At 38.6% G+C, this 23,440-nt stretch carries 28 protein-coding genes; 21 read left to right on the top strand and 7 right to left on the bottom strand.

Annotated elements, in window-relative coordinates:
* Positions 1-183 precede the first annotated feature (183 nt).
* Positions 184-540 carry a helix-turn-helix domain-containing protein gene (locus GH754_RS11160; protein ID WP_153728791.1) on the bottom strand — a complete coding sequence of 119 codons (357 nt, stop codon included), beginning with the start codon at positions 538-540 and terminating at the stop codon, positions 184-186.
* Positions 541-747: 207 nt separating this feature from the next.
* On the opposite strand from GH754_RS11160, the gene sda (GH754_RS11165) reads away from it, so the two are divergent.
* On the top strand, positions 748-909 hold the full coding sequence (gene sda, locus GH754_RS11165) for a sporulation histidine kinase inhibitor Sda (protein ID WP_153728792.1): 162 nt from the start codon (positions 748-750) through the stop codon (positions 907-909).
* Positions 910-985: 76 nt separating this feature from the next.
* On the opposite strand, the gene sda (GH754_RS11170) is transcribed toward sda (GH754_RS11165), so the two are convergent.
* Positions 986-1,132, bottom strand: coding sequence for a sporulation histidine kinase inhibitor Sda (sda, locus tag GH754_RS11170; RefSeq protein WP_323741981.1), 147 nt, complete (start codon positions 1,130-1,132; stop codon positions 986-988).
* A gap of 176 nt (positions 1,133-1,308) precedes the next feature.
* On the opposite strand from sda (GH754_RS11170), the gene GH754_RS11175 reads away from it, so the two are divergent.
* Together GH754_RS11175 and GH754_RS11180 are read left to right on the top strand one after the other, a co-directional pair.
* Entirely contained in the window at positions 1,309-2,016 is a 708-nt protein-coding gene (locus tag GH754_RS11175; RefSeq protein ID WP_323741982.1) for a DUF2294 domain-containing protein, read from the top strand.
* A 124-nt stretch (positions 2,017-2,140) separates the two neighbouring features.
* On the top strand, positions 2,141-2,629 hold the full coding sequence (locus GH754_RS11180) for a DUF2512 family protein (protein ID WP_194841335.1): 489 nt from the start codon (positions 2,141-2,143) through the stop codon (positions 2,627-2,629).
* Between the two features lie 118 nt (positions 2,630-2,747).
* On the opposite strand, the gene GH754_RS11185 is transcribed toward GH754_RS11180, so the two are convergent.
* Positions 2,748-4,007, bottom strand: a complete 1,260-nt coding sequence (locus GH754_RS11185; protein ID WP_194841336.1) for an MDR family MFS transporter — start codon at positions 4,005-4,007, stop codon at positions 2,748-2,750.
* 866 nt (positions 4,008-4,873) lie between these two features.
* Here GH754_RS11185 and GH754_RS11190 point away from each other — a divergent pair.
* The 6 genes from GH754_RS11190 to GH754_RS11215 all read left to right on the top strand — a co-directional run bounded on the left by GH754_RS11190 (position 4,874) and on the right by GH754_RS11215 (position 8,236).
* Positions 4,874-5,692 (top strand): cobalamin-binding protein, encoded by an 819-nt coding sequence (locus GH754_RS11190; protein WP_153728795.1) that lies wholly within the window; start codon positions 4,874-4,876, stop codon positions 5,690-5,692.
* 84 nt (positions 5,693-5,776) lie between these two features.
* Positions 5,777-6,514, top strand: a complete 738-nt coding sequence (locus GH754_RS11195; RefSeq protein WP_153728796.1) for an AzlC family ABC transporter permease — start codon at positions 5,777-5,779, stop codon at positions 6,512-6,514.
* The gene (locus GH754_RS11200; RefSeq protein WP_323741983.1) at positions 6,511-6,804 is read left to right on the top strand and encodes an AzlD domain-containing protein; all 294 of its coding nucleotides are present in this window, start codon (positions 6,511-6,513) and stop codon (positions 6,802-6,804) included. Before GH754_RS11195 ends, GH754_RS11200 begins: the two co-directional genes overlap by 4 nt.
* 114 nt (positions 6,805-6,918) lie before the next feature.
* Positions 6,919-7,395 carry a hypothetical protein gene (locus tag GH754_RS11205; protein ID WP_153728797.1) on the top strand — a complete coding sequence of 159 codons (477 nt, stop codon included), beginning with the start codon at positions 6,919-6,921 and terminating at the stop codon, positions 7,393-7,395.
* Between the two features lie 59 nt (positions 7,396-7,454).
* A complete protein-coding gene (locus GH754_RS11210; RefSeq protein WP_153728798.1) occupies positions 7,455-7,982 on the top strand; it encodes a GNAT family N-acetyltransferase in 528 nt (175 codons plus the stop codon).
* A gap of 116 nt (positions 7,983-8,098) precedes the next feature.
* The gene (locus GH754_RS11215) at positions 8,099-8,236 is read left to right on the top strand and encodes a hypothetical protein (RefSeq protein ID WP_153728799.1); all 138 of its coding nucleotides are present in this window, start codon (positions 8,099-8,101) and stop codon (positions 8,234-8,236) included.
* Between the two features lie 80 nt (positions 8,237-8,316).
* Here the strand turns inward: GH754_RS11215 and GH754_RS11220 are convergent, their stop codons facing one another.
* On the bottom strand, positions 8,317-9,183 hold the full coding sequence (locus tag GH754_RS11220; RefSeq protein WP_153728800.1) for a cation diffusion facilitator family transporter: 867 nt from the start codon (positions 9,181-9,183) through the stop codon (positions 8,317-8,319).
* Between the two features lie 266 nt (positions 9,184-9,449).
* On the opposite strand from GH754_RS11220, the gene GH754_RS11225 reads away from it, so the two are divergent.
* From GH754_RS11225 to GH754_RS11245, 5 genes are all read left to right on the top strand, one after another.
* Positions 9,450-10,319: a DUF5667 domain-containing protein gene (locus tag GH754_RS11225; protein ID WP_153728801.1), complete on the top strand. Its 870-nt coding sequence runs from the start codon at positions 9,450-9,452 to the stop codon at positions 10,317-10,319.
* Positions 10,320-10,633: 314 nt separating this feature from the next.
* Positions 10,634-10,876 (top strand): IDEAL domain-containing protein, encoded by a 243-nt coding sequence (locus GH754_RS11230; protein ID WP_153728802.1) that lies wholly within the window; start codon positions 10,634-10,636, stop codon positions 10,874-10,876.
* 174 nt (positions 10,877-11,050) lie between these two features.
* The gene (locus GH754_RS19965; protein ID WP_153728803.1) at positions 11,051-12,547 is read left to right on the top strand and encodes a methyl-accepting chemotaxis protein; all 1,497 of its coding nucleotides are present in this window, start codon (positions 11,051-11,053) and stop codon (positions 12,545-12,547) included.
* Between the two features lie 83 nt (positions 12,548-12,630).
* Positions 12,631-13,503, top strand: a complete 873-nt coding sequence (locus GH754_RS11240; RefSeq protein WP_153728804.1) for a M15 family metallopeptidase — start codon at positions 12,631-12,633, stop codon at positions 13,501-13,503.
* A 143-nt stretch (positions 13,504-13,646) separates the two neighbouring features.
* A complete protein-coding gene (locus GH754_RS11245; RefSeq protein WP_153728805.1) occupies positions 13,647-14,918 on the top strand; it encodes an MFS transporter in 1,272 nt (423 codons plus the stop codon).
* 49 nt (positions 14,919-14,967) lie between these two features.
* On the opposite strand, the gene GH754_RS11250 is transcribed toward GH754_RS11245, so the two are convergent.
* Complete coding sequence (locus GH754_RS11250) at positions 14,968-15,885, bottom strand: zinc dependent phospholipase C family protein (protein ID WP_153728806.1); 918 nt, start codon at positions 15,883-15,885, stop codon at positions 14,968-14,970.
* Between the two features lie 171 nt (positions 15,886-16,056).
* Between GH754_RS11250 and fumC the strand changes: the two genes are divergently transcribed.
* From fumC to GH754_RS11265, 3 genes are all read left to right on the top strand, one after another.
* Positions 16,057-17,445: a class II fumarate hydratase gene (gene fumC, locus GH754_RS11255; RefSeq protein WP_153728807.1), complete on the top strand. Its 1,389-nt coding sequence runs from the start codon at positions 16,057-16,059 to the stop codon at positions 17,443-17,445.
* A 210-nt stretch (positions 17,446-17,655) separates the two neighbouring features.
* Complete coding sequence (locus GH754_RS11260) at positions 17,656-17,871, top strand: alpha/beta-type small acid-soluble spore protein (RefSeq protein WP_153728808.1); 216 nt, start codon at positions 17,656-17,658, stop codon at positions 17,869-17,871.
* A gap of 200 nt (positions 17,872-18,071) precedes the next feature.
* Positions 18,072-18,323 carry a hypothetical protein gene (locus GH754_RS11265; protein ID WP_153728809.1) on the top strand — a complete coding sequence of 84 codons (252 nt, stop codon included), beginning with the start codon at positions 18,072-18,074 and terminating at the stop codon, positions 18,321-18,323.
* Between the two features lie 472 nt (positions 18,324-18,795).
* On the opposite strand, the gene GH754_RS11270 is transcribed toward GH754_RS11265, so the two are convergent.
* Complete coding sequence (locus GH754_RS11270) at positions 18,796-19,002, bottom strand: hypothetical protein (RefSeq protein ID WP_153728810.1); 207 nt, start codon at positions 19,000-19,002, stop codon at positions 18,796-18,798.
* Between the two features lie 195 nt (positions 19,003-19,197).
* Here GH754_RS11270 and GH754_RS11275 point away from each other — a divergent pair, with 195 nt between their 5' ends.
* A complete protein-coding gene (locus tag GH754_RS11275) occupies positions 19,198-20,334 on the top strand; it encodes a DUF445 domain-containing protein (protein ID WP_153728811.1) in 1,137 nt (378 codons plus the stop codon).
* Positions 20,335-20,447: 113 nt separating this feature from the next.
* Positions 20,448-20,789, top strand: a complete 342-nt coding sequence (locus GH754_RS11280) for a YlbF family regulator (RefSeq protein ID WP_153728812.1) — start codon at positions 20,448-20,450, stop codon at positions 20,787-20,789.
* An 84-nt stretch (positions 20,790-20,873) separates the two neighbouring features.
* Here the strand turns inward: GH754_RS11280 and GH754_RS11285 are convergent, their stop codons facing one another.
* Entirely contained in the window at positions 20,874-21,059 is a 186-nt protein-coding gene (locus GH754_RS11285) for a YhzD family protein (protein WP_153728813.1), read from the bottom strand.
* Positions 21,060-21,201: 142 nt separating this feature from the next.
* Between GH754_RS11285 and GH754_RS11290 the strand changes: the two genes are divergently transcribed.
* Positions 21,202-22,101, top strand: a complete 900-nt coding sequence (locus GH754_RS11290) for an ABC transporter ATP-binding protein (RefSeq protein ID WP_153728814.1) — start codon at positions 21,202-21,204, stop codon at positions 22,099-22,101.
* Complete coding sequence (locus GH754_RS11295; protein WP_153728815.1) at positions 22,094-23,353, top strand: ABC transporter permease; 1,260 nt, start codon at positions 22,094-22,096, stop codon at positions 23,351-23,353. The genes GH754_RS11290 and GH754_RS11295 overlap by 8 nt, the downstream gene beginning before the upstream one ends.
* Positions 23,354-23,440 lie beyond the last annotated feature (87 nt).

Below are 23,440 nucleotides of genomic sequence, written 5' to 3' on the forward strand. Positions count from 1 at the left end.
TTTTCGATAATGATAGATATCCAAGATGCCCATACAAATACTCGGTAACAAGCTTTATTTTAAATTCCTCACTATATTTGACCATAAAAACACCCCCGAAAGTTAGATTTTCTACTCTAACTTTCGGGGGTCGGTACCATTTTGTAAGCACCTTTTTCAATCGAAATAGTTATGTAATAAGGGCTATGATGACGATTTTTCACGCCATTCTATTAACAATTTCACAATTTTTAAAATGACTTTTTGTTCCTCAAAATTTGCTTTATTAAGATATTGTATAATTTCAATTAACGTTTCATTTTGAGCTGTTATTTTAGTATCAGTAAATCCGACGATTGCGTCAAGGCTAACTCGTAATGCATTCGCTACTTTATCGATTGATTCAAGAGTAGCATTTTTTTCTCCTCGTTCCAATTGGCCTATATAGGTCGGATGTAATCCAGCTCGATGCCCTAGCTCCTCCTGGCTAAGACCAGCCTTTTTTCTAAGTAAACGAATTCGATCACCTATGACTTTTGATAATGTTTCACGCGATTTCAAAGAACTTCACCTCTAGTTTATACTATACCCCGAAAAGAGGGCTGCACGAAGATTCTATAAATATTGTTTTTATCTATTGAAAGCCTATAAATATTAAAGTAATATATTTAGTTGGGAAGATTATACAAAAGTTGCTTTATGCTATCAGTATTTTAAAATTAATTCCTTATAAGTGTGATTATAAATGTATGTAAGAAGGTGAAAATAATGTTTGAAAAGCTATCAGATCAAGCTTTAAAAGAAGCTTACGAAAATGCTGTCTTATTAGAGTTAGATATAGATTTTATTCTTTTATTAGAAAAAGAAATAAATCATCGTGGAATAAAAACAAATCAACTAACAACACATCGCAATCCAACAAACGCCTAATCTTTATGGGGATAAAGGGGAAAGCCATTCGTAAAATTATGGTTAAGCTCATTTGTATCAAGAAAGGTCTTCATCTCTAATCCCTATCTTTCAGCCAATCTTCCAAGCGAATTCCCCTTTTTGAAATCTCATCTTCTAGCAACTTGATAAAGTCTTCTTCACATTCTAGTAGTATAGCCTTCTGGTATACCTCTATAAGTAAATCATTTGTTAAGTAATACACAAGTATTATCCCCTTTTTCCAGCGAATGGCATTCTATCCCTTCACCTAACTTAAGTATAAAAGAAAGATAAGATATTGTGCTATAGTAACTTTTTCCAAAAGTTCCTCATAATTCCCACTCATTTAGACACACTAAAATGTAAGTGATCCTATAATTCAAAAAGGAGATTTCGTGTGTGGAACAAAAGGAGCAAACCATGGAGCTAAGTAACTACGTCAGTAAACTACTTAGAGACAATTTTGGTAAAGGTCCAGAGGCTGTTTATGTCTCAATGGGATATACCTTTATCACGCTTTATATACGGAATTTTATTACCCCAACAGAAAGAGTATTGATGCAACAAAATAATGAAGAATTCCTTCAAGAGATGAGGGGTGCGGTTATTTCTACGTTAATCCCTGAGATTAAGGCATACATTCGTCTAATTACTGGAATGGACTTACAGGAGTTTTATTACGATTGGAATTTACATAATAAATCCGGCATGCTGGTGGGAATCAGCAATGATCAAACGCGTTGTTCCTTTCCATTAACGGAAGATTATAAAGGAAAGAATGAACTTCACCAGGAATTGACTCAAATAACAGCTGATGTCCAAAAGGCACCGGAGGAACTATTTTCTTATCAACTTAATCCACGGACCATTTTAGCCATACGAAATGGTATTTTTGTGAGAATTGAAAAGGAGTTAATACGTCAAGGCATGCAGGAAAGCCTAAGAATAGCCAAACGTAAACTGGAGAAAAGAGTTCTTCATAATAATATCTACTTTCAGCGTATCCTCCAAACTAAGGTCATGGACATATTTGTGGATTGGGATTTTGATTTGGACAAGGGTGTGATTTTGTTTATCCTATCAGAAAATATCAAATCTATTCGGTAAAAAGTATAAGTGCAACTACACATCTGTTTTCGATTTGCAGGAGTTTTCTTTATTGTGAATCCTTCCACTTGAAGTCTGAATATTTCTGAACGTAATAGGAAAAATAACGATGGAGGTGATGAAAATGAGACATATAATGGCGTTTGGAATTAAATATTTAGTCATTACCATAGCCGTTCTCTCGGTTTTTTCTGCTTTTACAAACCCTACCATAATCGGGATGCTAGGTATTAGCGCTTTAATTGTTGCATTAGGCTATTTCATGGGTGACTTACTCATTTTAAGAAAGTTTGGTAACCTCATGGCGACATTAGCAGACTTTGGATTAGCTTTTTTGGTCTTATTTTTTTATGGGATTGCTTTAAACATACCTACAGGACAAGTGGGTACTGCCGCGCTTTTTGCCGCATTTTTTATCGCAATTGCAGAAGGGTTATTCCACTTCTTTATGGAAAACCGTGTATTTAGGGATCCAACCTATACCGATGAGGATCGCTACCACGTTCATCAAGTGTCCTCTAGCAAGCTACAAACAGAGACGTCTGATGAAGTGTTTCCGTATGATGTAAAGCGAAAAAATAAGCAACAGCAGAAGGATAAGGAAGAGCGTTAAACTACAATACTGTCAACTTCACATACAACAATAAAGAGAGAGGGGTTTCCAACCAAATAAAATAGCAGACTGAAACGTTTCAGTCTGCTATAGATTCTCATCAAGAATGAACTCTTCCTTATGACAGGCTTTGTTCCTGATTAGCTTGCAATTGTCTTCGCTCTTTTAAGTCCGGTAATATCTTTTTGGTGATGGCCATTCCCAATAAACCACTGGCAAAAATGAGTAATGACATAACTTCAGTACTAAATATGGCGCCTAAGGAGACAAAAATGGAACTAATCATCATCGATCCATTAAAGACCATGCCATAGACCGCCATGTAAGAGCTGCGCTTATCATCACTCGGTATACTAGCCATAAAGTCCGATTGAATGGGGACACGCATTAATTCACCAATCGTAGCAACGGCCATAAAGATAAACAGTAGCCAAACATTATTGAAATAGCTGATAGCAACGTATCCTACAGTAAATACGAAAATGGACATTAAAAAGGCACGATCTTCCTTTAGTTTTGATACCCACTTTGTAATAAAAACGGTAAGTAAGACAACGATAATTGTGTTCTCCGATTTAAGAAAACCCACCATTTCTACTCCTGTTACATCAAAAAAGAATAGGGATTGAGCAGGCATTTCTTCATTTAGACGTACTCCAATATAATTCTCCATTTGATTTTCAATGGATTGGATTAATAGTCCGGCTATAACGAAGTAGATGAAAACCTTATCTCCGGCCACTTCCTTGTAGCTTTTCACAATACTTCGTAGTACTCTTTTCTCCTTCGTTGCTTCCACTTTTTCCATTGTTTCTTCAATAAAAAAGATAACAAGGATATTTGATAGGACATTTGTGATTGCTAACGTAAGTAAAAGTTCAAATAGATAGTTTTTGAAAGTAAGCGCGCCGACAATTCCTCCGACCGCAAAAGCCAGGTTAAAGCACCAATACATAAGAGAATAAACTCCCTTGCGTTGAGAGGGTTTTGTAATATCAATAATCATGGCATCTGCAGCAGGTCCATCAAGGCCAAATGAAGCCATAACTAACAGCGTCATGATAAAAGTCAGCTCTGGTGAAATTAGTACAGACGAATTAGCAAAAGCCATGATGAAAAAGGCAAACATTCGAATGACTCCGGCGATTACCATTAATTTCTTGCGCCCCATTCGATCTGAGTAATACCCGCCGTATATACCGACAATGAAGCCAATCACGACATTTAGAACTAACAAAATCCCAGTTAATTTTGCGCCAAAGTACTCAGAGAAATAAATAGCCATAAATGGAAAAATAGCTCCGGCTACCATATCTGATAAAAAGATTTGTAAAATACGAATTTTAATATTGCGATGATAGTCTCTAAATTTAGTCATCGTAACCCCCTCTATTCCTGTGGCCCTTAAGCAATTTAGCATAATCCATCTTATCGGAATGAAAAGCAATTGAACACGGTCTAGAGGATGAGATTTCCTCCTACCATAGGGTGCTTAAACTTCAGATTTAGATGATTGAATGTTCCAACAGCCTCATGTACTATTTAGTTGTAAAGTGTATTCTGACAAAGGATTTTTTTTAAACGTTGTTGCTTTTTATACTTCGCAGTAGATGTAAAATGTGACGTAGTTAAAACTTTTAAGAATCGTTCTGATGAATATTGAGTGCATGCAAACAGTTCCGGCAGAATACTCCGCTTTCCATGGGCACGGCCTCAGCCTCCTCGAAAGCCCAGACCGCTTCCTGAGGGGTCTTCACCACGCTTCTTCCCATAGGAGTCTCCGTATTCTGCCTCCACTATTGGAGTGTTCTGAGTAATGCATGTTTAAAAGCTTTTATTCTCCAATATTTCATCTCTAAATCAACGAATGAGGCACGGTTTTTAGCGGAGGAAATATACGGAGACTCCTGTGGGAGCAAAGAGACAGGTGAGACCCCGGAGCGCAGCGAGGAGGCTCACCGCTCGCCCGCGGCAAAGAAGACACTATGAAAACGACCAAAGGGAGTTTGTATAGATGTCGCGCTTGTGCCCTTGGGTGAAAGCGAAGTGTATTTCCCGAAGCGATGGTTTTGCACTCATCATATTGAAAAAGAAGTCATCCTTGAGTTACGTCGCAGTTTATATCTTTTTAGTAAAAAACACATTCTTTTGAAAGGAGCGTTGACAAAAAATAGTTTAGCATTCATTTACAGATTATAACGTAAAAATAGTGAGGGAATAGATATTTTTTTTGGGGGAGTAAACATGCGCATCATTTCAATTTGTCCAAGTAATACCGAAATTGTAGAGTATTTGGGTTTAACCTCAAGCCTTGTTGGGGTTGATGATTTTTCCGATTGGCCTAAGGAAGTAACACGTTTACCTAGACTCGGACCTGACTTGAATATCGATATGGATAAAGTGGAAGAACTACAGCCTGATATTGTTCTAGCTTCCTTAAGTGTCCCGGGTATGGAAAAAAATGTAGAGGAACTTGAAAAAAGGAAAATCCCACATATTGTTTTAAATCCCAATTCTTTAGAAGAAATAGGCGAGAATTTGTTATTTGCAGGACACCACTTAGGAGTCTCTTATAAAGCAGAGGCTGTACATAAGCAATATCGAGATTTTCTTGAACTGTATCATACATTGTCATCCAAGGTTGACCATAAACTGAATTTGTATTGGGAGTGGTGGCCAAAACCAATTTTTACGCCTGGGAGGGTGAATTGGCTCACCGAGGTAAGTGAATTAGCAGGGGGAAGGAATGTTTTTGCCTCGGAAAACCAAGCAAGTGTGGAAACCGATTGGGAGGATGTAAGACGACGAGACCCTGATATAATTTGTATGGTCTGGGTGGGGGTGAAAACTGAAAAAATGAATCCCGACTTAGTAAGAAAACGTCCCAATTGGTCGAATATGAAAGCCATTCAACAAGATCAGATTGTACTATTAGATGAAAATTTATTTTGTCGTCCATCCCCAAGATTACTTGAGGGAATCCAAAAGTTAGGCTCTTTGCTGCATCCATCTATTTTTCCGGAGTATATGCAAAAGGATCCGTTACGATCAGGTGAAAAATAAACTAAGCTTTTATCTTCTCAAAAGTTTCCAAATGTTTTATAATGGTATCAATTTTCAAAAATCTATCTTCAGGAAGTGTTATACATGCAAGCAAATTCTGCAGAAAAGGTATCAAATGTACCAACTGGTGCTGGAGCGGCCTTTAGGTCTGGTCTGATTACAGGGTTTCCAATCTTTTTGGGGTATCTACCGATTGCCTTAGCCTATGGCGTTCTTGCTGCACAATCTATGACTCTATTACAATTAACTGCTATGAGTGTACTTGTATTTGCAGGCGCTTCCCAATTCATGGGGGCCAAAATGATTGGTGCAGGTACCGGGTTATTAGAGGTTGTCGTGGCTACATTTGTTTTGAACTTTAGGCATTTTGTCATGAGCTTATCCTTTATGAATAAAGCTCGTCCTATTCCCATGCGTTGGAAGATTCCATTGTCGTTAGGGTTAACCGATGAGACGTTTGCTGTATCCTCCTTGCATGGAGAGGAGGCAAAAAAGCCATACGGAAAGGTTTTCTTTGCCACTGTCATTGTCCTTGCTTACTCTGCTTGGGTTGGCGGTTCGCTCGTCGGCGGTTTACTAGGTGAGTTAATTCCTGCCCAATTAAGTCAAAGCATGAATATTGCCTTATATGCTATGTTTATTGGTTTGCTCGTTCCTTCTGTTAAAAAGGAATGGCGCGTAGGTCTGATTGCGATTATAAGTATGCTCTTAAATTATGCACTTGTGAATATACATGTAAATGAGGGCTGGGCGATTGTGATTGCAACTATTATTGGCGGCTTTTTTGGTATCTTTTTATTAAAGGGGGATGATGAGAAGTGATTTGGGCGATTATTATTGGGATGTCCATTGTAACGATGCTTCCCCGTTTAATTCCAGTATTTATAGTAGATAAGGCCTCCTATCCTGATTGGGTAAATCGTTGGCTAGATGCAATTCCTTATGCGGCCTTAGGTGCGTTGATTTTTCCAGGGATCATGACTGTAATTCCAGAGAAACCGTTTATTGGAATTGTCGGAGGAATAGTCGCTATCGTGATTGCCTTTTTTGAAATCAATGTTATTTTTTCCGTTTTAGGGGCGATTGTAACGGTCTTTTTATTCACTATGTAAGGTAGATTAATCCTTACCCTAGTTTAGGCTTGGGTCATTACTTTTCTGTTCACCATTTTCCATTCCTTTACATAGTTTATAGGGACACTAAACTAAGAGAGGAATGGGTTATTCATGTATAGACAAAATCTTCCGGGTCAAATTAGCGACTTTTTTGACCAGTTTCAGCAACAGCAAACACCACAAGGACCACCGTTCGGCCAGGGGTCAGGTCAATTTCCGTCATTCGGCCAGGGACCAGGTCAAGGACCAGGACAGTTTCCGCCATTTGGTCAAGGCCCGGGCCAAGGCGGAGATCAGTTGCCACCAAGGCCACCTAGCTTACCCGAGCAAGCTCAGGGCGGTTTTGGATCTGAAGCACAGGGACAATTTGGGGGCGGCCCTTCCATCTACGCTGTCGATCCAGGCTCTTTTCAAGGGTGTTTAAGAAGATTGACGATTGTACGATTAACAAATGGTAGAAGATTTTGGTTCTATCCAACCTTTATCGGGAGAAGGTCTGTAGCTGGTTACAGATGGTATCCACGACGTTGGCGCTGGGTTTACACTGGGTTTGACACAGATCGAGTCACTTCCTTTCAGTGCTATTAACCGTATCCAGCTGTAGTTTTTCATCTACAGCTGGTTTTCATATATCAAGGGGGGAGAACATGTTTAATGTTAGAGAAGCAACAGTTAAGGATGCTGAAGAGGTTGCTAAGGTTCATGTAGATAGCTGGAGAAGTACATATAAGGACTTAGTAAAGGAAGAGGATTTAGCACAGGAAACATCCTACGAAAACCGAAAAGTGTTTTGGGAAACCATTTTAAAAAGTCAGCTCACTAAACAGATTTTATATGTAGCCGAAAATCGTGAGCATCAAGTGGTTGGTTTTGTATCAGGGGGACCTGAGCGTTCGAAAAAGTTCCCATATGAAGGTGAAATATATGCAATTTATATTTTAGAGGAATATCAGGGGCAAGGTATAGGGAAAAAGCTATTAACATCATTTATGCATAAGGCAATGGAGATGGACTATGAGTCTATTTTGGTTTGGGTACTAACAGCGAATCCATCGAGTCAATTTTATGAGTACTTCGGGGCAAAACCAATCGACGCAGAGGAAATTACGATTGGAGAAGGAACATATGAGGAAACAGCTTATGGTTGGGATGATGTGAGACCGTTAATTCAGTAAAAATAAAACACATGAGAAATCGAGTTTGATTCTCTTGTGTTTTATTGTTTGCTTAAACTTGGGTGGGGGGAGGAATGCTGAACCATTGGGAGTTGTTGCTATAGGTTGGCGGGTTGATGCTAAAGTTTCTATGGAGAATGCTAAAGATTAGTTTATTTGCTAAAGATTGGGGTGCTGACGCTAAAGACGGGTGTGTGTTAGCTAAAGAAAGCAATGTAAATGCTAAACTTAGCCTTGAAAAAGCTAAACCATAACCCCCTAGCTAAACCGCCAACTACCACCATCCTCTTTCCAAAACCCAGGGCATCAATACTCCCCTGAAGCAATCCTGTCATCACTTATAAGGCTCAATATGAATATGTGTATGGCTAATGCCAAATGTATCTCCCAAATAATCCTCCACTTGGTCTGTAATACGATGACCCTCTTCAACCGTTAATTTTGGATCGACGAGAATGGTGGCTTCGACAAGAATTTGGGTTCCGTGGAGTCTTGCTTTAATGTCTTTAACCTCTTCCACTCCGTCCACCTTGCCCATGCCTTTTTTAATTTGTTTAATTTCTTTACTATCAAATCCATCTGTGAGGGTGTGTGTAGCGTCTCGAAAGATTCCATAAGCAGTTTTACAAATAATCAAGCCAACAGCAATCCCGGCAATTAAATCTAGCCAAGTGAATCCGAGCTGACTCCCAATAATCCCTACGAAGGCTCCAATACTAACAAGAGTATCAGATAAATTATCCTGAGCCTGAGCATACAGCGCACTACTTTTAATTTTTTTGGCTAAAAATAAGTTGTACCGATAAACCCCAAACATAATTACTGCGCTAAATATGGCAGTATATCCTGCCAGCATATTTGGTGTCTCGGTTTCATTTTCGATGAGCTTATGAAGAGCGTTTAAGACCACTTCAATGCCGACTGTAATCATAATAAAAGCGGCGACGAGTGACGCAATGGATTCGGCCCGAAAATGTCCATAATGATGATTTTGGTCAGGTGGTTTACGAGAGATTTTTAGGCCGATTAGAACGGCAATCGAGGCTACGACATCTGTTGCATTGTTTAATCCATCAGCTCTAAGTGCTTCAGAGCCGGCGATAAAAGCAATAACGAGCTTAAGAGTGGATAGACCTAGATAAGCGATAATACTTAAGTAAGCCCCTCTCTCTCCCCGCTTTAAATTTGCATATTCCTCCATGAAATTTTCCTCCGATATTGACGCATTCCGTATTACCTAGCGTATCAAAGCTGCTATGTATGGGTCTAGAAATTCGATGAAAAGAAACAATCCTTCATTATTTTGTTCTACTACCCAAAATTATATGTTGCCCCAACTTGGAAAAAGGGGCAATCAATTATGATATAAGATGAATTTAAAATTCAAAAGAAAAACTTACCAACCCTAACAATTTTATATTCATGGGCGAATGTTCTAATGAAAAAACAAAAGGAGTTGCTCGTTAAATGAAAGGGAATACGTATTTGAAAGTAATTGTTGTTTCAGCGCTTATATTTTCACTCCTCAATCCACTGACAATCTTTGCAGAGGAAGATAAAGATCAAGTGGAGCTAAATACAAATGAGTTATCCTCTCTTACCTTATTTGACTTCTTTAAATCATTCACAAACCATTTACAACTTGCCTTAGCAGATAATGAAACTGGGAAAGCAGAAGTATTAGTTGAAATGAGTGAAGAAATCATTTCAAAAGCTGAACGATTGTTAGCTGATGGTAAGCAAGAAAAAGCTGGAGAGCTATTGCAAAAGGCAGCTGACATGATGGCTCAGGCAGAAAAGCTTGGGGCAAACGTAGAAACGGATGTTGTAGAAGCTGATGCCAAAGAATCTGAAAAAGAGGAAGAGGTCGAAGTAGTTGAGTTAGATGACACGTTTTACCCAGAAGAAGAGGATGAAAAAGAAACGCAATCATCTAATTTACACGCTAAAATCGGTCAAAATGTGATTGCTCTTACATTAGCCATGGAAAAGGTGAAAAATCCAGTTGCAAAGAAGGCCTTACAACGAAACATTGAGAAATCTTTAGCTCGTTTAAAAGTTAAATACGGAAATATTGTTGGACTAGAAGAGAAGCTCGATCAATTATCAACGGACTCAACCGAAGACGAAACAGAAACTGACATGGAAGATCGTGATAAGGATATGGTGAAGAAAGAAGAACAAAGCAGGAATGAAGGAGAGTCTACAGTAAAATTAATCGACCAATTTGATGATTTCAAGAAAAAAGGTAAGCAGAAAGACAATGGCAAAAAGAAAGGACATGACAAGAGGAATAAACATAAGGGAAAGAACAAACATCCATGGAAAAATAAATAACGATGATACCTCATGTGGTTACCCTCCTATAAGAGGTTCATATAGATCATCTCCCTTGCCCAGCTCGGCTTAAAGTCGGCTGGGTATATTAATATTAACTACAATGGAAATAAATTCTTTCCGTTTAATTTGCATAAGTCATGATAAACGTTTAGAAATCATTGACTGTTTTACCATATACATATAGAAAGAAGAAAGATATGTTTGGAAATTCGTCAAAAAGGGAAAATGTTATATAAAAATATTCTGAAAATTGTTGCAAAATATAGTGATTTCTTAGATAATAGTAAAAAGGGAACAAGGGGGTATGTTCCATGAAAAAACAGAAGACTTCTTATATACTAGTGAAATACAAGAATTGTTCGCCTCAACCTTTTCGTGCCAAAAAGGAAATTCCTTATGAAATTAAGCTAGCCGCACGACTGTTTCTAGACGAATCTATGTTTAACTGGCAAAAAGCTAGACTGGAAAGGCAAATTAATTCGGCCATTGACTTAGGGGATCGGAATCAATTTGAAGAGTTAAGTATAAAGTATCAGCCATATATTAAGGAATAAGTGTTGTTCAGTGAAGTGTTTGTTGGATAAATCCTTTGTCATTTCAAAATGGCGAGGGTTTTTTTTGGCTTTTATAAGAGTATAAGAAAAGCTTTTACAAAAGTAAAATATTAACATAAATAAAAAGGATTTTGTCATAAAAAAAAGAATAAAGATAGAAAGGTTGAAATCTGGGTGGAGGACGAATGGGATATGACTTATGATCAAAAGCAATTTGAAAAGAAACAAAATAGGACATTATTGCAAATCATTGTTTTTGCTATTGTTTTGGGCGTTACAGCGGAGCTTGTAGTAGGTGCACCTGTAATTAATACGATAGCAATTGGAGGAATCGGAAGTATAATTGTTGCCATTATGTACTTAATGTTTAGAAAAGATTGGAAAACAAAAGTGATTCCGTATTTAGCCATTGTCGGGATTGCACTTGTTTCTTTGGTAGTCATACATAGCTCTGATTATGTGACGAATATGTTATTTGTCTTCTTTTTACTTGCTGTCGCAGCCGTAGCATTATCTGTTGCAGTGTTAACCACTGGAGCGGTCCTCGGGATTGGTGTTTTAAGCTATTTCGTGATGATGAAGGGGGAGCTTCTAGGGTTAAACAGTAGAGCTATTGTCATTGCATTAGTCTTTTTTGTTTTGGTTTACGTTTTATTATATATCCAGGTTCAAATGGCAAAGGGGTTGCTTACTGGCGTTAATGATTCCCTAGAAAAATCAAATGAGCTATTAGCTGAACGTGAAAAACAGAATGAACAAATCAAAAGTACGGCTGATGTCGTCTATATGTCCATAAAGGATATAAATGAGAGTAGTCATCATCAATCAGAAGCAATGCGAGAAATGACTCAATCCTTTCGAGAAATTAGTGGAGCAGCAGAATCACAGGTTGAATCTGTATCAAATATTACATCGCTATCAAGCGACTCAAACGATAAAATTCAGCAATTGATGGCCTCATTTCAAGAGCTTGCTAACGCTGGAGAAGAGGTGCTTGCCTCCTCATCTCATGGGAAGGAGTCTATGGAGGACTTGAGCGGGACGATGCAAGGCTTTCAGGAGTCCTTTCAGTCTATGCAAGAAAAAATGGCACAATTGGCTAAGACCATAGGTGAATCTACTGGTTTTACCAATCAAATTCAGGACATTGCAGAACAAACCAATTTATTAGCGTTAAATGCAAGTATTGAAGCAGCAAGAGCAGGAGATGCTGGCCGTGGATTTGCGGTAGTTGCTGATGAAATTCGGAAGTTAGCTGAGGTTTCGAATCGTACCGCAAAACAAATTGACGAAAATCTAAAAAATGTAGAGATTAACACGAAAGAAACTGAGTCACAGGTTAAAATAAATAGTAAAAAGTTAGTAGAAAGTCTTTCCATAACAAGTGAAGTAACAGACTCACTAAATGAAATTAGTAAAAATGTACAAGTTTTTGTAAAAAGACTTAATGATTTTGGCGGAGAAGCCAACGTTATCCATCAATCCTCTGAGGGTATTGATCAATCTGTAAATGAATTAGCTTCTTTAATAGAAGAATCAACTGCCACAATGGAACAAATGCAAACGACAGTTCAGGAGCATTTAGAAAGACAGGAACTGTTGCTTGAATCAGTGGAAAAGACGAGTGAAGCGATTTCAAGCTTAGAAGAGAAAACAAACACTGACAGTTAAACCAAAAAAATCCTTTGATAGCTTTTTATAAACGGTGTTATAGTGAAAGTAGAATGTCACAAAGAGACTAGAGAGGGATTTATATGCAGAATAAAAAATTGTGGCTGCTTTCATTGATTTTGATTTTTACTCTTAGTGCGTGTCAAAATGACGATTCCGCAAAGGGGAAAGAAGAACCAGGAGAGAGCAATACGGCTACTGAACAGAATGAAAATCAAACAAACGATAATCAAGAAGATTCTCAAAAACAGAACCAACAAGAAAATCAAGATGATGAAAAGCAAGAAGAGGAAAGCAACGAACAAGAAAACAATGAAAAAAATATCCCGGATCGTTTCGAAAATGAAGTGCCAGATGAAAATGGAATTATTACGGTGTTAGAACCTAAGGCAACTGATATTGTGGTTAATAAAAAACGGAAGCTACCAGATGGTTATGTACCACCTAATTTAGTTTATCCAGATATCCCATTTTCTTTTGATGAAAAGATTGATAAAAGAAAGATGCGGAAGGTTGCTGCAGGGCCAATAGAAGAATTGTTTAAGGGTGCGGAGGAAGCAGGGATTGATTTAGTTGCTGTTTCTGGCTACCGTTCCTATGCAACACAGAAGGCTATTTTTAACCGCAATGTTCAGCAAAACGGTGAGGAACATGCCAAAATGTACTCCGCCATGCCGGGACATAGTGAACACCAGACAGGGTTAACGATGGATGTTTCAACCGTAGCTGTTACTTTTCAGTTAGTTGAGGATTTTCGTGAAACTGAAGAAGGAGCATGGCTAGCAAAACACGCTCATGAATACGGCTTTATTATTCGTTATCCTAAAGGAAAAGAAGATATAACGGGATATGCATATGAACCTTGGCATATTCGTTACGTTGGTAAGGAAATGGCTACAGAGATTTATGAACAGCAGCTAACATTAGAAGAATATTTTAATTTATATCCGAACTAGAAGAAACAGCGCTCCGTGATAGGGGGCGCTGTTTTTTAGACTATAGACTCATCGTAAATTAGCTGTAAATTTTTCATTTTTTTGGACTATTTTCAGGCAATTTCTGCTATTCTTAGGAAAAGAGTAGTAAAAGAGGTGAATACATGAAGAAGAAAAAGATGATTCGAAGCTGGATGCTTTATGACTGGGCGAATTCTGCTTTTGCGACTACGATTATGGCGGCCGTGTTACCTGTTTTTTATACGGATTATTATGCATCAAATATATCGGATAACCTAGCCACCAGCTATTGGGGTTATACACAGTCAATTGCGGTTTTGATTGTCGCGCTTCTGTCGCCAATTCTGGGAGCCATCAGTGATTATTCCCAAGCCAAAAAGAAGTTCCTCCGTTTTTTTGCCTACATGGGTATGATTGCTAGTGTGTTGTTTGCCTTTGTTGGAGAAGGTCAGTACTTATTCGCATCTATTTTAATGATTATCGGTTCCATTGGGTATTCAGGCGGAAATGTATTTTATGATGCTTTTTTACCTGAAATTGCAAACAAAAAAGAGATAGACAAGGTCTCTACCTCTGGATTTGCCTTTGGTTATATTGGCGGCGGGGTATTATTAGCTATCAATCTTTTAATGATTTTAAAATACGAACTTTTCGGCTTTCCCGATGTCGCCGTTGCCACAAAAGTAGCCATTGCGTCTGTTGGGCTATGGTGGTTTGTTTTCTCCATTCCGTTATTTAAAAATATCCAGGAAGAGAAAAGGAATAAAGTGAAGCATGATCGATCCTATGTCATGATCGGCTTTCAGCGTGTGGGTAATACCTTTAAGTCTTTACGTCATTACAAGCAGCTGTTTATTTTTTTAATCGCCTTTTGGCTTTATAATGATGGCATATCGACCATTATTAAGATGGCCACAGTCTACGGACGTGAGATTGGGATTGCTTCGAATGATTTAATTGCAGCATTATTAATTACCCAGTTTGTCGGAATTCCTTTTACGTTTATTTTTGGCTGGCTGGCAGGAAAAATAAATCCTAAACGGGCATTAACCTTTTCACTACTCGTTTACGTCGGTATAGTGATTTTAGGATATTTTATGACTTCAGCACTCCATTTTTATTTATTAGCAGTCTGTGTTGGTTTTGTTCAAGGTGGGGCCCAGGCCCTTAGTCGATCTATATTTGGTCGAATGGTACCTTTGCATAAGCAAGCAGAATTTTATGGTTTTTATGGGGTCTCATCCAAATTTGCGGCCATTGTCGGTCCCTTTGTATTTGCTTTAGTAGGACAATTAACAGGGTCGAGTCGACTCGGTATTTTAGCCCTCGTAATATTTTTTATTGTTGGGATTATCCTTTTACAAAAGGTTAATATTGAAAAAGGTGAGAGCGAAGCGTTGGACGCGAGTAAGTAGGCGCCAAAACAAAACCACGACTGCACATTCGGCATGTCGTGGTTTTGTTTTAAACGATAGGCTCACAATATCTGTTTTCCAGCTTTTGTCGCAATGGTTTTCCGGTATCGTACGAAATATTGCCAATCATAGTTTCTACTAGCTCTTTATTAGAAATACTTGGCACCTGCCAATATTGAATAATAGCATATAAAGTCTCCATGCCTTCTTTTCGTGCTTGATTGTATAAATCCAGAAAGCTTTCATCATGAGGCTCATTTGTGGCAGGGTGATACCAGGTAGTATGATTAAGGTTTAAATAATCTTTTTGCACTTTGATAGGCTGGTGCGAAAAGGAGGATACCAGTGAACCTAATAATCGATTTTTCCAGCTGAAGGGATCGAAAAGTACTCTTAGGGCTCTTTTCATATCCCGATAGGCAGCTTGAATAAAGTGTGGAGGTAAAGTTTGCAATTCATCACCACAATGCTTCTGAATTAAAGACGCTAAAACTTTGGCAATGTCGTAGTCAAGATTAGCTCCAACATCAATCTCCTTGTAAACAGGCACCTTCCAAGTATCCAGATTACGATACTCCTTCATCATGAGCGTATCAATGATGACCTCTAGCTTTTGATGCTTATTTCCTTCATATCCTGCGCGATAATGAATATACGGATGTGTGTTTCGATCTAATATATGATGGCTTACAAAACCTAAAATATATGCCTTTGCTTGTGTAGACATGGACTCACCCGATTGGATTAAATCCATAAGGAAAGGTCCACATTTTTCTTTATGAAGGAACTCGCCCACTTGATTTACACGTTCATCATTTTTCCATGGCCAAAAGTTATGATAAAAAAATGGATCAGGCCCTTGAGCACCTAAGTTGATATATCTCTGAGCTTCCTGAAAATGAATAGAATCATTTAATGTATCCATAATTTCTTCGCTAAACATAATGTGTGTCCAGATGTTAGGCATGTTCATCCCCCCTTTCCATCTTATCTCCACTTTCATTATACTGGACAATTTTAAAAAAATAGAAGGTTAATCTGACAATTTTTCGTCTACAAGTAGGCAATTTTCGAAACATTTGGTATGGTTAAAGGGTGAGAAAAAGTTACATAAGGATTATGGAGGAGGATATTTGTCATGGACTACCGCATTGAAAAAGATACAATAGGCGAAATTAAAGTAAGCGCTGATAAGTATTGGGGCGCCCAAACTCAAAGAAGTAAGCAAAACTTTCCGATTGGAAATGAAAGAATGCCACAGGAAATTGTAAGTGCTTTCGCTATTTTGAAGAAAAGCGCAGCAAAAGCCAATGAAGAGCTTGGATTGTTAGAAACGGAAAAAGCTGATGCGATTACATATGCGGCTGATCAAGTTATTGAAGGGAACTTAACAGAACATTTTCCACTCGTGGTTTGGCAAACAGGTAGTGGAACTCAATCCAATATGAACGTGAATGAAGTGATTGCATACGTAGGGAACCAATGGTTAGAGGAAAAAGGAAGCGACGTTCGTCTTCATCCTAATGATGACGTAAACAAATCCCAAAGCTCAAATGATACATTCCCAACTGCCATGCATATTGCAGCTGTGTTAAAGCTTGAAGATCTTGTTCTTCCTGCCCTACAAAAATTAAAAGCAACCTTAGCAGAAAAAGCTGAAGCCTATAAAGATTTAGTGAAAATTGGTCGTACTCACCTGCAGGATGCTACACCACTTACACTTGGTCAAGAGATTAGTGGTTGGCATCGTATGCTTGAAAAAACAGAAAATATGATTGAAGGTAGTCTTCCAAATATTTATGAATTAGCTATTGGTGGTACTGCTGTTGGGACAGGCCTTAATGCTCATCCGGAGTTTTCGGAAAAGGTTTGCGAAAACATTAATCAATCTACAAACAAAAAATTTGTTTCTGCTCAAAATAAGTTCCATGCCTTAACTAGTCATGATGAGCTTGTTTATGCACATGGAGCCTTAAAGGGACTTGCTGCAGACTTGATGAAAATTGCTAATGATGTACGTTGGCTGGCAAGCGGTCCTCGTTGTGGTATTGGGGAAATTACAATCCCAGCTAATGAACCAGGAAGCTCCATCATGCCAGGTAAGGTAAATCCAACTCAAAGTGAAGCCGTAACCATGGTGGCTACACAAGTAATGGGGAATGATGCAGCTATTGGTTTTGCCGCAAGTCAAGGTAACTTTGAATTGAATGTGTTTAAACCTGTAATTGCTTATAACTTCCTACAATCAAGTCAGCTACTTGCGGATAGCATGGTGTCCTTCAACGATCGATGTGCTGTCGGCTTGGAGCCAGATGAAGAGCAAATCAACAAATATTTGAATGACTCCTTAATGTTAGTAACAGCATTAAACCCACACATTGGGTATGAAAATGCAGCTAAGATTGCGAAAAATGCCTTTGCTAAAAATAGTACACTAAAAGAATCAGCCGTTGAATTAGGATTATTAACTGCTGAACAGTTTGATGATTATGTGGATCCAAAGAAAATGACAAAGCCAAATGCTTAATTTTGTGTATGGCCCTTGAGTTTGAATGAACTCAAGGGCTTTTTCGCGCTTTAAAGCAGTGGGGGACAGACCCTCACTGCTTTAAAGTGTTAAAGGTGCTGTGCTTTTATTAGGTGATGGACTGGAATTGGGGTTAAAAATTACCAATGAAATTTACTCATATGTTTTACCACTCCTGCTCACAATATATAGCACAGGAGGTGATAAACAATGGCAAACAACAACAGCAATAACAGCAACCAATTAGTAGTACCTGGAGCAGACCAAGCAATTAACCAAATGAAGACTGAGATTGCTCAAGAGTTTGGTGTAAACCTTGGCGCTGATACTACTTCTCGTGCAAACGGTTCTGTTGGTGGTGAAATTACTAAGCGCCTCGTATCTTTTGCTCAATCTCAAATGAGCGGCCAAGCTGGTCAACAATAATAAATAATCATGGATATTGAGGAGGAATCCTTAGATTCCTCCTCCCTCTACATAGAAAAATAACCGCGTGGAGAACAGAGGCGTATTAACGTTAAAACAGTCGGGTATCTGTAATTTAATCAGGGACATAGGTTTACACAGTATTTCAACTTAATACGAACGGCGGCATGATTTAACACCTGAGACTGGGGGGAGCCGAGATGTATGTCTGTCCTGTATGTAATGGGCTAACCAATATGGAAAAGACTTGTCAGGTATGTAGTGGTCAAATGGTTGATCGGGGACGGCTTATTGATTATTTTGATGATTATAGCCCATATTTAGAGGATGAAGACGCTAAGTTAGTTGACGGTTTTTTAGAAACGAAGTCCAACCACCTATGCGTACATGTTTACCATTGTTTATCATGTGATTCGGAAGTTGAAGTAACAATAGAGGAGCAAAATCGATGAATTCGGAGGTCGGCATGAGTCTGGCCTTCGGATTTTTGTTTGAGTGGAGAAGTTGTGAGCGGTGTGCGCTCGCTTGCTGCTCTTGACTTGCTAGCGACGGGATTCTGTGCCGTTGTGACTGAATTATTGAATAAAGTGAAGGTATTATTCAATGACTAGACGTGATAATAGGGGGGAGACTGGAAAACGGGGGAGGAGCGACAGAATTATGATAAGGGCCAACATGAATTAAATCACTGCTGACTTAATCATCACTTCAACTGACGGGAATAACCCCCATCCAGACTGCATTCCAAAAATGACCTAATTCATGAGACATGATTTATAAGCTTTGCGACCGATGTATTATGAAAAATGATCGAATTAAGCCTTCTCTGGACATGAAAATTAAAATAATGACAGAATCCCTCACCCTCACCCTGACACACACACAATAAAAGACCAGGCTACATAACCTGGTCGAAACACATTTCTATTCTGTTCGTTCATCTTCACTCCTGGCCTCACGTGCATCTGGCCAATCTTCACCTTCTTTAGGGAGTTTTCTGGCTTCTTCAATTTGTACACGGTTGTAATGTTTACCCACGGTACCACCAGCCATCCCTTCATTAATCATCCGGTCAACGTCATTATCATATTCAACCCGACTGTCCTTTTCTTCTTTAAAAGGATCTGGCATTGCAATTCCTCCTTCCATTCTCCCCTTAGTTTGAAACGCCAAACCAAATAACATTCACACCATTTCACTTTAGCGCTTTAGCGAAATGAGGGACTGTCCCCCGTTGCTTTAAAGGGGTAAAGGGTTGTGTATTGGTTGGTGACATCATATACTGTCATATAGTGAGCATATTTTGTATTGAGAGAGGTAGAAAGCATGGAAGCAATTTTAATATTATTATTTATGGTCATAATCGGAGCAGTGATTGGTGGATTAACGAATTCTCTGGCGATCAAAATGTTATTCAGACCATACGAAGCAAAATACATTGGCAAGTTTAAAATCCCATTTACACCAGGGTTAATTCCAAAGCGTCAATCTGAACTAGCCAGGCAGATGGGAAGAACCGTTGTCGTCCATCTGTTAACACCTGAAGCGATGAAGAGGAAAATCCAAAATAAACAGTTCTGTAATCAGGTCGTTCACTGGATTCTGCAAGAGCTTCAGAGCTTTGCCCATTCAGATGCTACGGTTAAGCAGCTTTTACATAAGGTTCAAATTCCGGTTTCATCAGCAGCTCTTCACAAAACTTCAAGCGACTTTATTGAAAAACAAATGAACAAATGGATTCAGGAAAATAAATTTCAACCCTTGAGTTCCATTATTCCAGATGAAATAAATAGAAGTGGACGTGAACTTACACCAAAGGCTAGCCGATATATTTTACAAACCGTTGATGAGTACATTATGAGCGAGGAAGGTAAACAAAAAATTGGCAGTCTTGCAGAGGGCTATTTAGGGGGAACCGGTTTCTTTGGTAATATGATTTCTTCCTTCTTAGGTGGGGATGGATTAGCTGGTAAGATTCAGCCCGCAATTTCACAATATGTACGTTCTGAAGATGCCCATGAAATGCTAACAGGTTTACTAAATAGAGAATGGGATAAACTGCAGAATAAAGAGCTTTATCAGTTCGAATCCCTGTTATTATCGGAGTCTATTCAGCGACAGCTTGCTAATGAGTTGGCGAACATGGTCCCATTTGAACAATTGTTAAATACAAAAATAAGCACCTTGTACAACCAATTCCAGCCGGTTATCGAAAACCAAGTGATACCTACAGTTGTAACAAAGGTACAAGCATACTTAGTGGATCAAATGGGCTCGCTAATGGAACGACTAAATTTGCAGGAGCTTGTAAAAGAAGAAGTGGAAAAATTTGATGTGGAGCGTCTTGAGTCTATGGTCCTAGGGATCTCCAAGCGAGAATTAAAAATGATTACCTATTTAGGCGCTTTGTTAGGTGGATTTATCGGGCTCATACAGGCGATGATTGTTTTGCTATCAATATAAGCTTCCTCATGTAGTCAACGTCAAAAGGCATGATGTTAACTAGTAGGCTTTTCCTATACAGTGGGGTAAATGTTTGATAAAGTGTAACAGTATAATAAATTAGGAGGCTAACAATGGCAAACTTACATGACGTAGCTCATGAACTTGAAAAAAATCTACGTGAAAGCGAAGAGTATCAAGGACTTAAAGAAGCGTATGAAGCAGTAATGGCTGACGATGCATCTAAGAAAATGTTCGATAACTTCCGCGAAACGCAAATTCAACTTCAACAAAAGCAAATGCAAGGCGAAGACATTTCAGAGGAAGAAGTTGAAAAAGCTCGTAAAACCGTTGAACTCGTTCAACAAAATGAAAAAATCTCCAAGCTAATGGAAAAAGAACAACACTTAAACAATGTGATTAACGATATTAGCCGTATTATTACAAAACCCCTTGAAGAATTATACGCTGAATAAAATTTCAAGAGCAGAGCTGTCTTAAACAAAAATTAAGACAGCTTTTTCATTTAAAAAAGATTGCCCATAAGGACAATCCTTTTGCTACCGATGAAATAACACTAAGTGGCCATTCGGTGATACACATCGATGAGTATATTCTGTGTAGCCTTTTTCTTCTAAAAGCTGGGTGCCTAACTTTTTGGCTTCCTGGTCATCTTTTGCTTCAAAGGTTTCATCAACTAAATTATTTCCGTTTTTCTCAAAAACGGTTAAAAAATAGCTTTTCATGTTGATCCCTCCTCATCCATCCATCTATTTATATTATTTCGCACTATTTCAAAAAATTCCTGCTAGAATTGTCAAAATTTGAAACCTTCATTATAATAGTTTCGTATGTGTTATCGGAGGACAGACAGAGAGGGGTAAAACAATGACGTTAGAGTTAAATGCGGTAACGAAGAAGTTCGGATCCTTTACAGCAGTGGATCATTTAACCCTAGAAATACCCGAGAGCCAAATCTTTGGGTTTTTAGGTGCAAATGGTGCTGGTAAAACGACTACATTTCGAATGATTTTAGGTTTGTTAGAGCAGACCTATGGCACGATAAAATGGAATGGTGATTCAATTGGCTATAATAAGAGTCATCTAATCGGCTATTTGCCAGAGGAAAGAGGTTTATATCCGAAACAAAAAGTCGATGAGCAGCTGGTTTATTTAGGACGCCTCCGCGGGATGGAAAAATCAGATGCGATAAAACAGCTTGACTACTGGCTTAATCGCTTTAATGTGCCAGAATATAAAGGGAAAAAGGTTGAAGAGCTGTCTAAGGGGAACCAACAGAAAATTCAGTTCATCAGCGCAGTTATTCATAATCCGAAATTGTTAATTTTAGATGAACCATTTTCCGGTTTAGACCCGGTTAACGTTGAGATGTTGAAAAAAGCTGTTGTAGATTTAAAAGAGCAAGGAACTTCAATTGTCTTTTCCTCCCATCGAATGGAGCATGTGGAAGAGCTTTGTGAACACTTGTGTATTATGCATCATGGGACACCTGTCGTGCACGGTGGATTACGTCAAATTAAACGTGACTTTGGGAAGAAAAATGTGATCGTACGGGCTGATTTTGACGTGTCCTTCATTAAGGATATTCCAGGTGTTGTACGCTACCGACAAGTTCCTGAAGGCTGTGAGGTTCAAATTGAAAGCGAAGAAATCTCTCAAAAGATTTTATCAGAGCTTCAAGGTAAAGGCTTTGTACGCACCTTCGATTTAGAGGAACCGTCTCTAAACGACATCTTTATTGAGAAAGTAGGTGCATCGTATGAGTAAATTTTGGACGATTTTACGTCATACATATTTGAGTCATTTAAAAAGTAAATCATTTATCATTATGACCATCGCTACTCTTGTCATTATCATCGGGTTAACCAACTTCCAAAATATTGTAGATCTTTTCAGTGGAGATGATGAGGATTCAACTAGTCAAATCGCTGTAATAGATGAAACGGACCAGCTTTATACGGCCTTAGAACAAAACATCGGTGCTGTGAATGAAGAGGTCGAGCTCACACAGTATGATGGAACGGAAGAGGAAGCGAAGAATGCAGTTAAGGATGGGGAGTTCCAAGCATTTGTTCACCTCGTACTAGATGATCAAAATTTACCAGCGGCAACCTATTACGCCATGAATGCCTCAGAATCCAGTACGGTTAACCAAATCCAACAAAGCTTAAGCCAGCTGAAAACGGGAATGGTAACCCAGCAAGCGGGAATCGATGTAGAAACTGTGGAGCAGATGTTGGCTCCGGTTGAAATTGAAAAAGTTGCTTTGGCAGAAGAATCTAAAACGGAAGAGGAACTGAACCAGGCACGTGGACTTGTATATTTCATGATCTTCCTTATCTATTTTGCCGTACTAGTTTATGGCAATATGATTGCAAGTGAAGTAGCCGTAGAAAAATCTTCTCGTGTTATGGAGATTCTTGTGTCTAGCGTATCCCCGATTACACACATGTTTGCAAAAATTATCGGGATCGCCCTTTTAGGTCTTACGCAATTTGGATTAATCATTATCGTTGGTTATACGTCTTTAAAAATGAATCAAAATGAGCTTGTAGGCGGCATGTTTGAATATTTAGGTTTAGGAGATATCCCTATTAGTACCATTGCATATGCGTTACTGTTCTTTATCTTAGGGTACCTCCTCTATGCTATGCTTGCTGCAATGCTAGGATCACTTGTCAGTCGTACTGAAGAAGTCAATCAAATCGTTACGCCAATGATGCTACTTGTCATTGCAGCCTTTATGATTGCAATGTATGGATTAAATGATCCAACCGCAAGCTTTGTGACGATTACATCTTATATTCCGTTCTTCACGCCGATTATCATGTTTGTGCGCGTAGGAATGCTGGATGTTCCAATCTGGGAAATTGCCCTATCCATAGGTATACTCCTAGTCACCATCTTTATTTTTGCTAAAATTGCAGCGAAAGTATTCAAGGGCGGAGTGTTAATGTATGGACCTTCATCTTCTTTAAAGGATATTAAAAGAGCGATTCAATTAACGAAAAAGGATTAGTGAACAGCAAAAGCCCTTTAGGACAATCCTAAAGGGCTTTTGCAATTACAAGACTATTGTGACCGGAATTTTTAAGGAATTGTTCTT

Origin of the sequence: Salinibacillus xinjiangensis (assembly GCF_009649735.1) — a bacterium.
GTDB classification, from domain to species: domain Bacteria; phylum Bacillota; class Bacilli; order Bacillales; family Alkalibacillaceae; genus Salinibacillus; species Salinibacillus xinjiangensis.

Coding starts and splice junctions, on each gene's coding strand:
- sda (WP_153728792.1), top strand. CDS start 748: ATGTTTGAAAAGCTATCAGATCAAGCTTTAAAAGAAGCTTACGAAAAT.
- GH754_RS11180 (WP_194841335.1), top strand. CDS start 2,141: ATGAGACATATAATGGCGTTTGGAATTAAATATTTAGTCATTACCATA.
- GH754_RS11185 (WP_194841336.1), bottom strand. CDS start 4,007: ATGACTAAATTTAGAGACTATCATCGCAATATTAAAATTCGTATTTTA.
- GH754_RS11190 (WP_153728795.1), top strand. CDS start 4,874: ATGCGCATCATTTCAATTTGTCCAAGTAATACCGAAATTGTAGAGTAT.
- GH754_RS11195 (WP_153728796.1), top strand. CDS start 5,777: ATGCAAGCAAATTCTGCAGAAAAGGTATCAAATGTACCAACTGGTGCT.
- GH754_RS11205 (WP_153728797.1), top strand. CDS start 6,919: ATGTATAGACAAAATCTTCCGGGTCAAATTAGCGACTTTTTTGACCAG.
- GH754_RS11210 (WP_153728798.1), top strand. CDS start 7,455: ATGTTTAATGTTAGAGAAGCAACAGTTAAGGATGCTGAAGAGGTTGCT.
- GH754_RS11215 (WP_153728799.1), top strand. CDS start 8,099: ATGCTAAAGTTTCTATGGAGAATGCTAAAGATTAGTTTATTTGCTAAA.
- GH754_RS11220 (WP_153728800.1), bottom strand. CDS start 9,183: ATGGAGGAATATGCAAATTTAAAGCGGGGAGAGAGAGGGGCTTACTTA.
- GH754_RS11225 (WP_153728801.1), top strand. CDS start 9,450: ATGAAAGGGAATACGTATTTGAAAGTAATTGTTGTTTCAGCGCTTATA.
- GH754_RS11230 (WP_153728802.1), top strand. CDS start 10,634: ATGAAAAAACAGAAGACTTCTTATATACTAGTGAAATACAAGAATTGT.
- GH754_RS11240 (WP_153728804.1), top strand. CDS start 12,631: ATGCAGAATAAAAAATTGTGGCTGCTTTCATTGATTTTGATTTTTACT.
- GH754_RS11245 (WP_153728805.1), top strand. CDS start 13,647: ATGAAGAAGAAAAAGATGATTCGAAGCTGGATGCTTTATGACTGGGCG.
- GH754_RS11250 (WP_153728806.1), bottom strand. CDS start 15,885: ATGCCTAACATCTGGACACACATTATGTTTAGCGAAGAAATTATGGAT.
- fumC (WP_153728807.1), top strand. CDS start 16,057: ATGGACTACCGCATTGAAAAAGATACAATAGGCGAAATTAAAGTAAGC.
- GH754_RS11260 (WP_153728808.1), top strand. CDS start 17,656: ATGGCAAACAACAACAGCAATAACAGCAACCAATTAGTAGTACCTGGA.
- GH754_RS11265 (WP_153728809.1), top strand. CDS start 18,072: ATGTATGTCTGTCCTGTATGTAATGGGCTAACCAATATGGAAAAGACT.
- GH754_RS11270 (WP_153728810.1), bottom strand. CDS start 19,002: ATGCCAGATCCTTTTAAAGAAGAAAAGGACAGTCGGGTTGAATATGAT.
- GH754_RS11275 (WP_153728811.1), top strand. CDS start 19,198: ATGGAAGCAATTTTAATATTATTATTTATGGTCATAATCGGAGCAGTG.
- GH754_RS11280 (WP_153728812.1), top strand. CDS start 20,448: ATGGCAAACTTACATGACGTAGCTCATGAACTTGAAAAAAATCTACGT.
- GH754_RS11285 (WP_153728813.1), bottom strand. CDS start 21,059: ATGAAAAGCTATTTTTTAACCGTTTTTGAGAAAAACGGAAATAATTTA.
- GH754_RS11290 (WP_153728814.1), top strand. CDS start 21,202: ATGACGTTAGAGTTAAATGCGGTAACGAAGAAGTTCGGATCCTTTACA.
- GH754_RS11295 (WP_153728815.1), top strand. CDS start 22,094: ATGAGTAAATTTTGGACGATTTTACGTCATACATATTTGAGTCATTTA.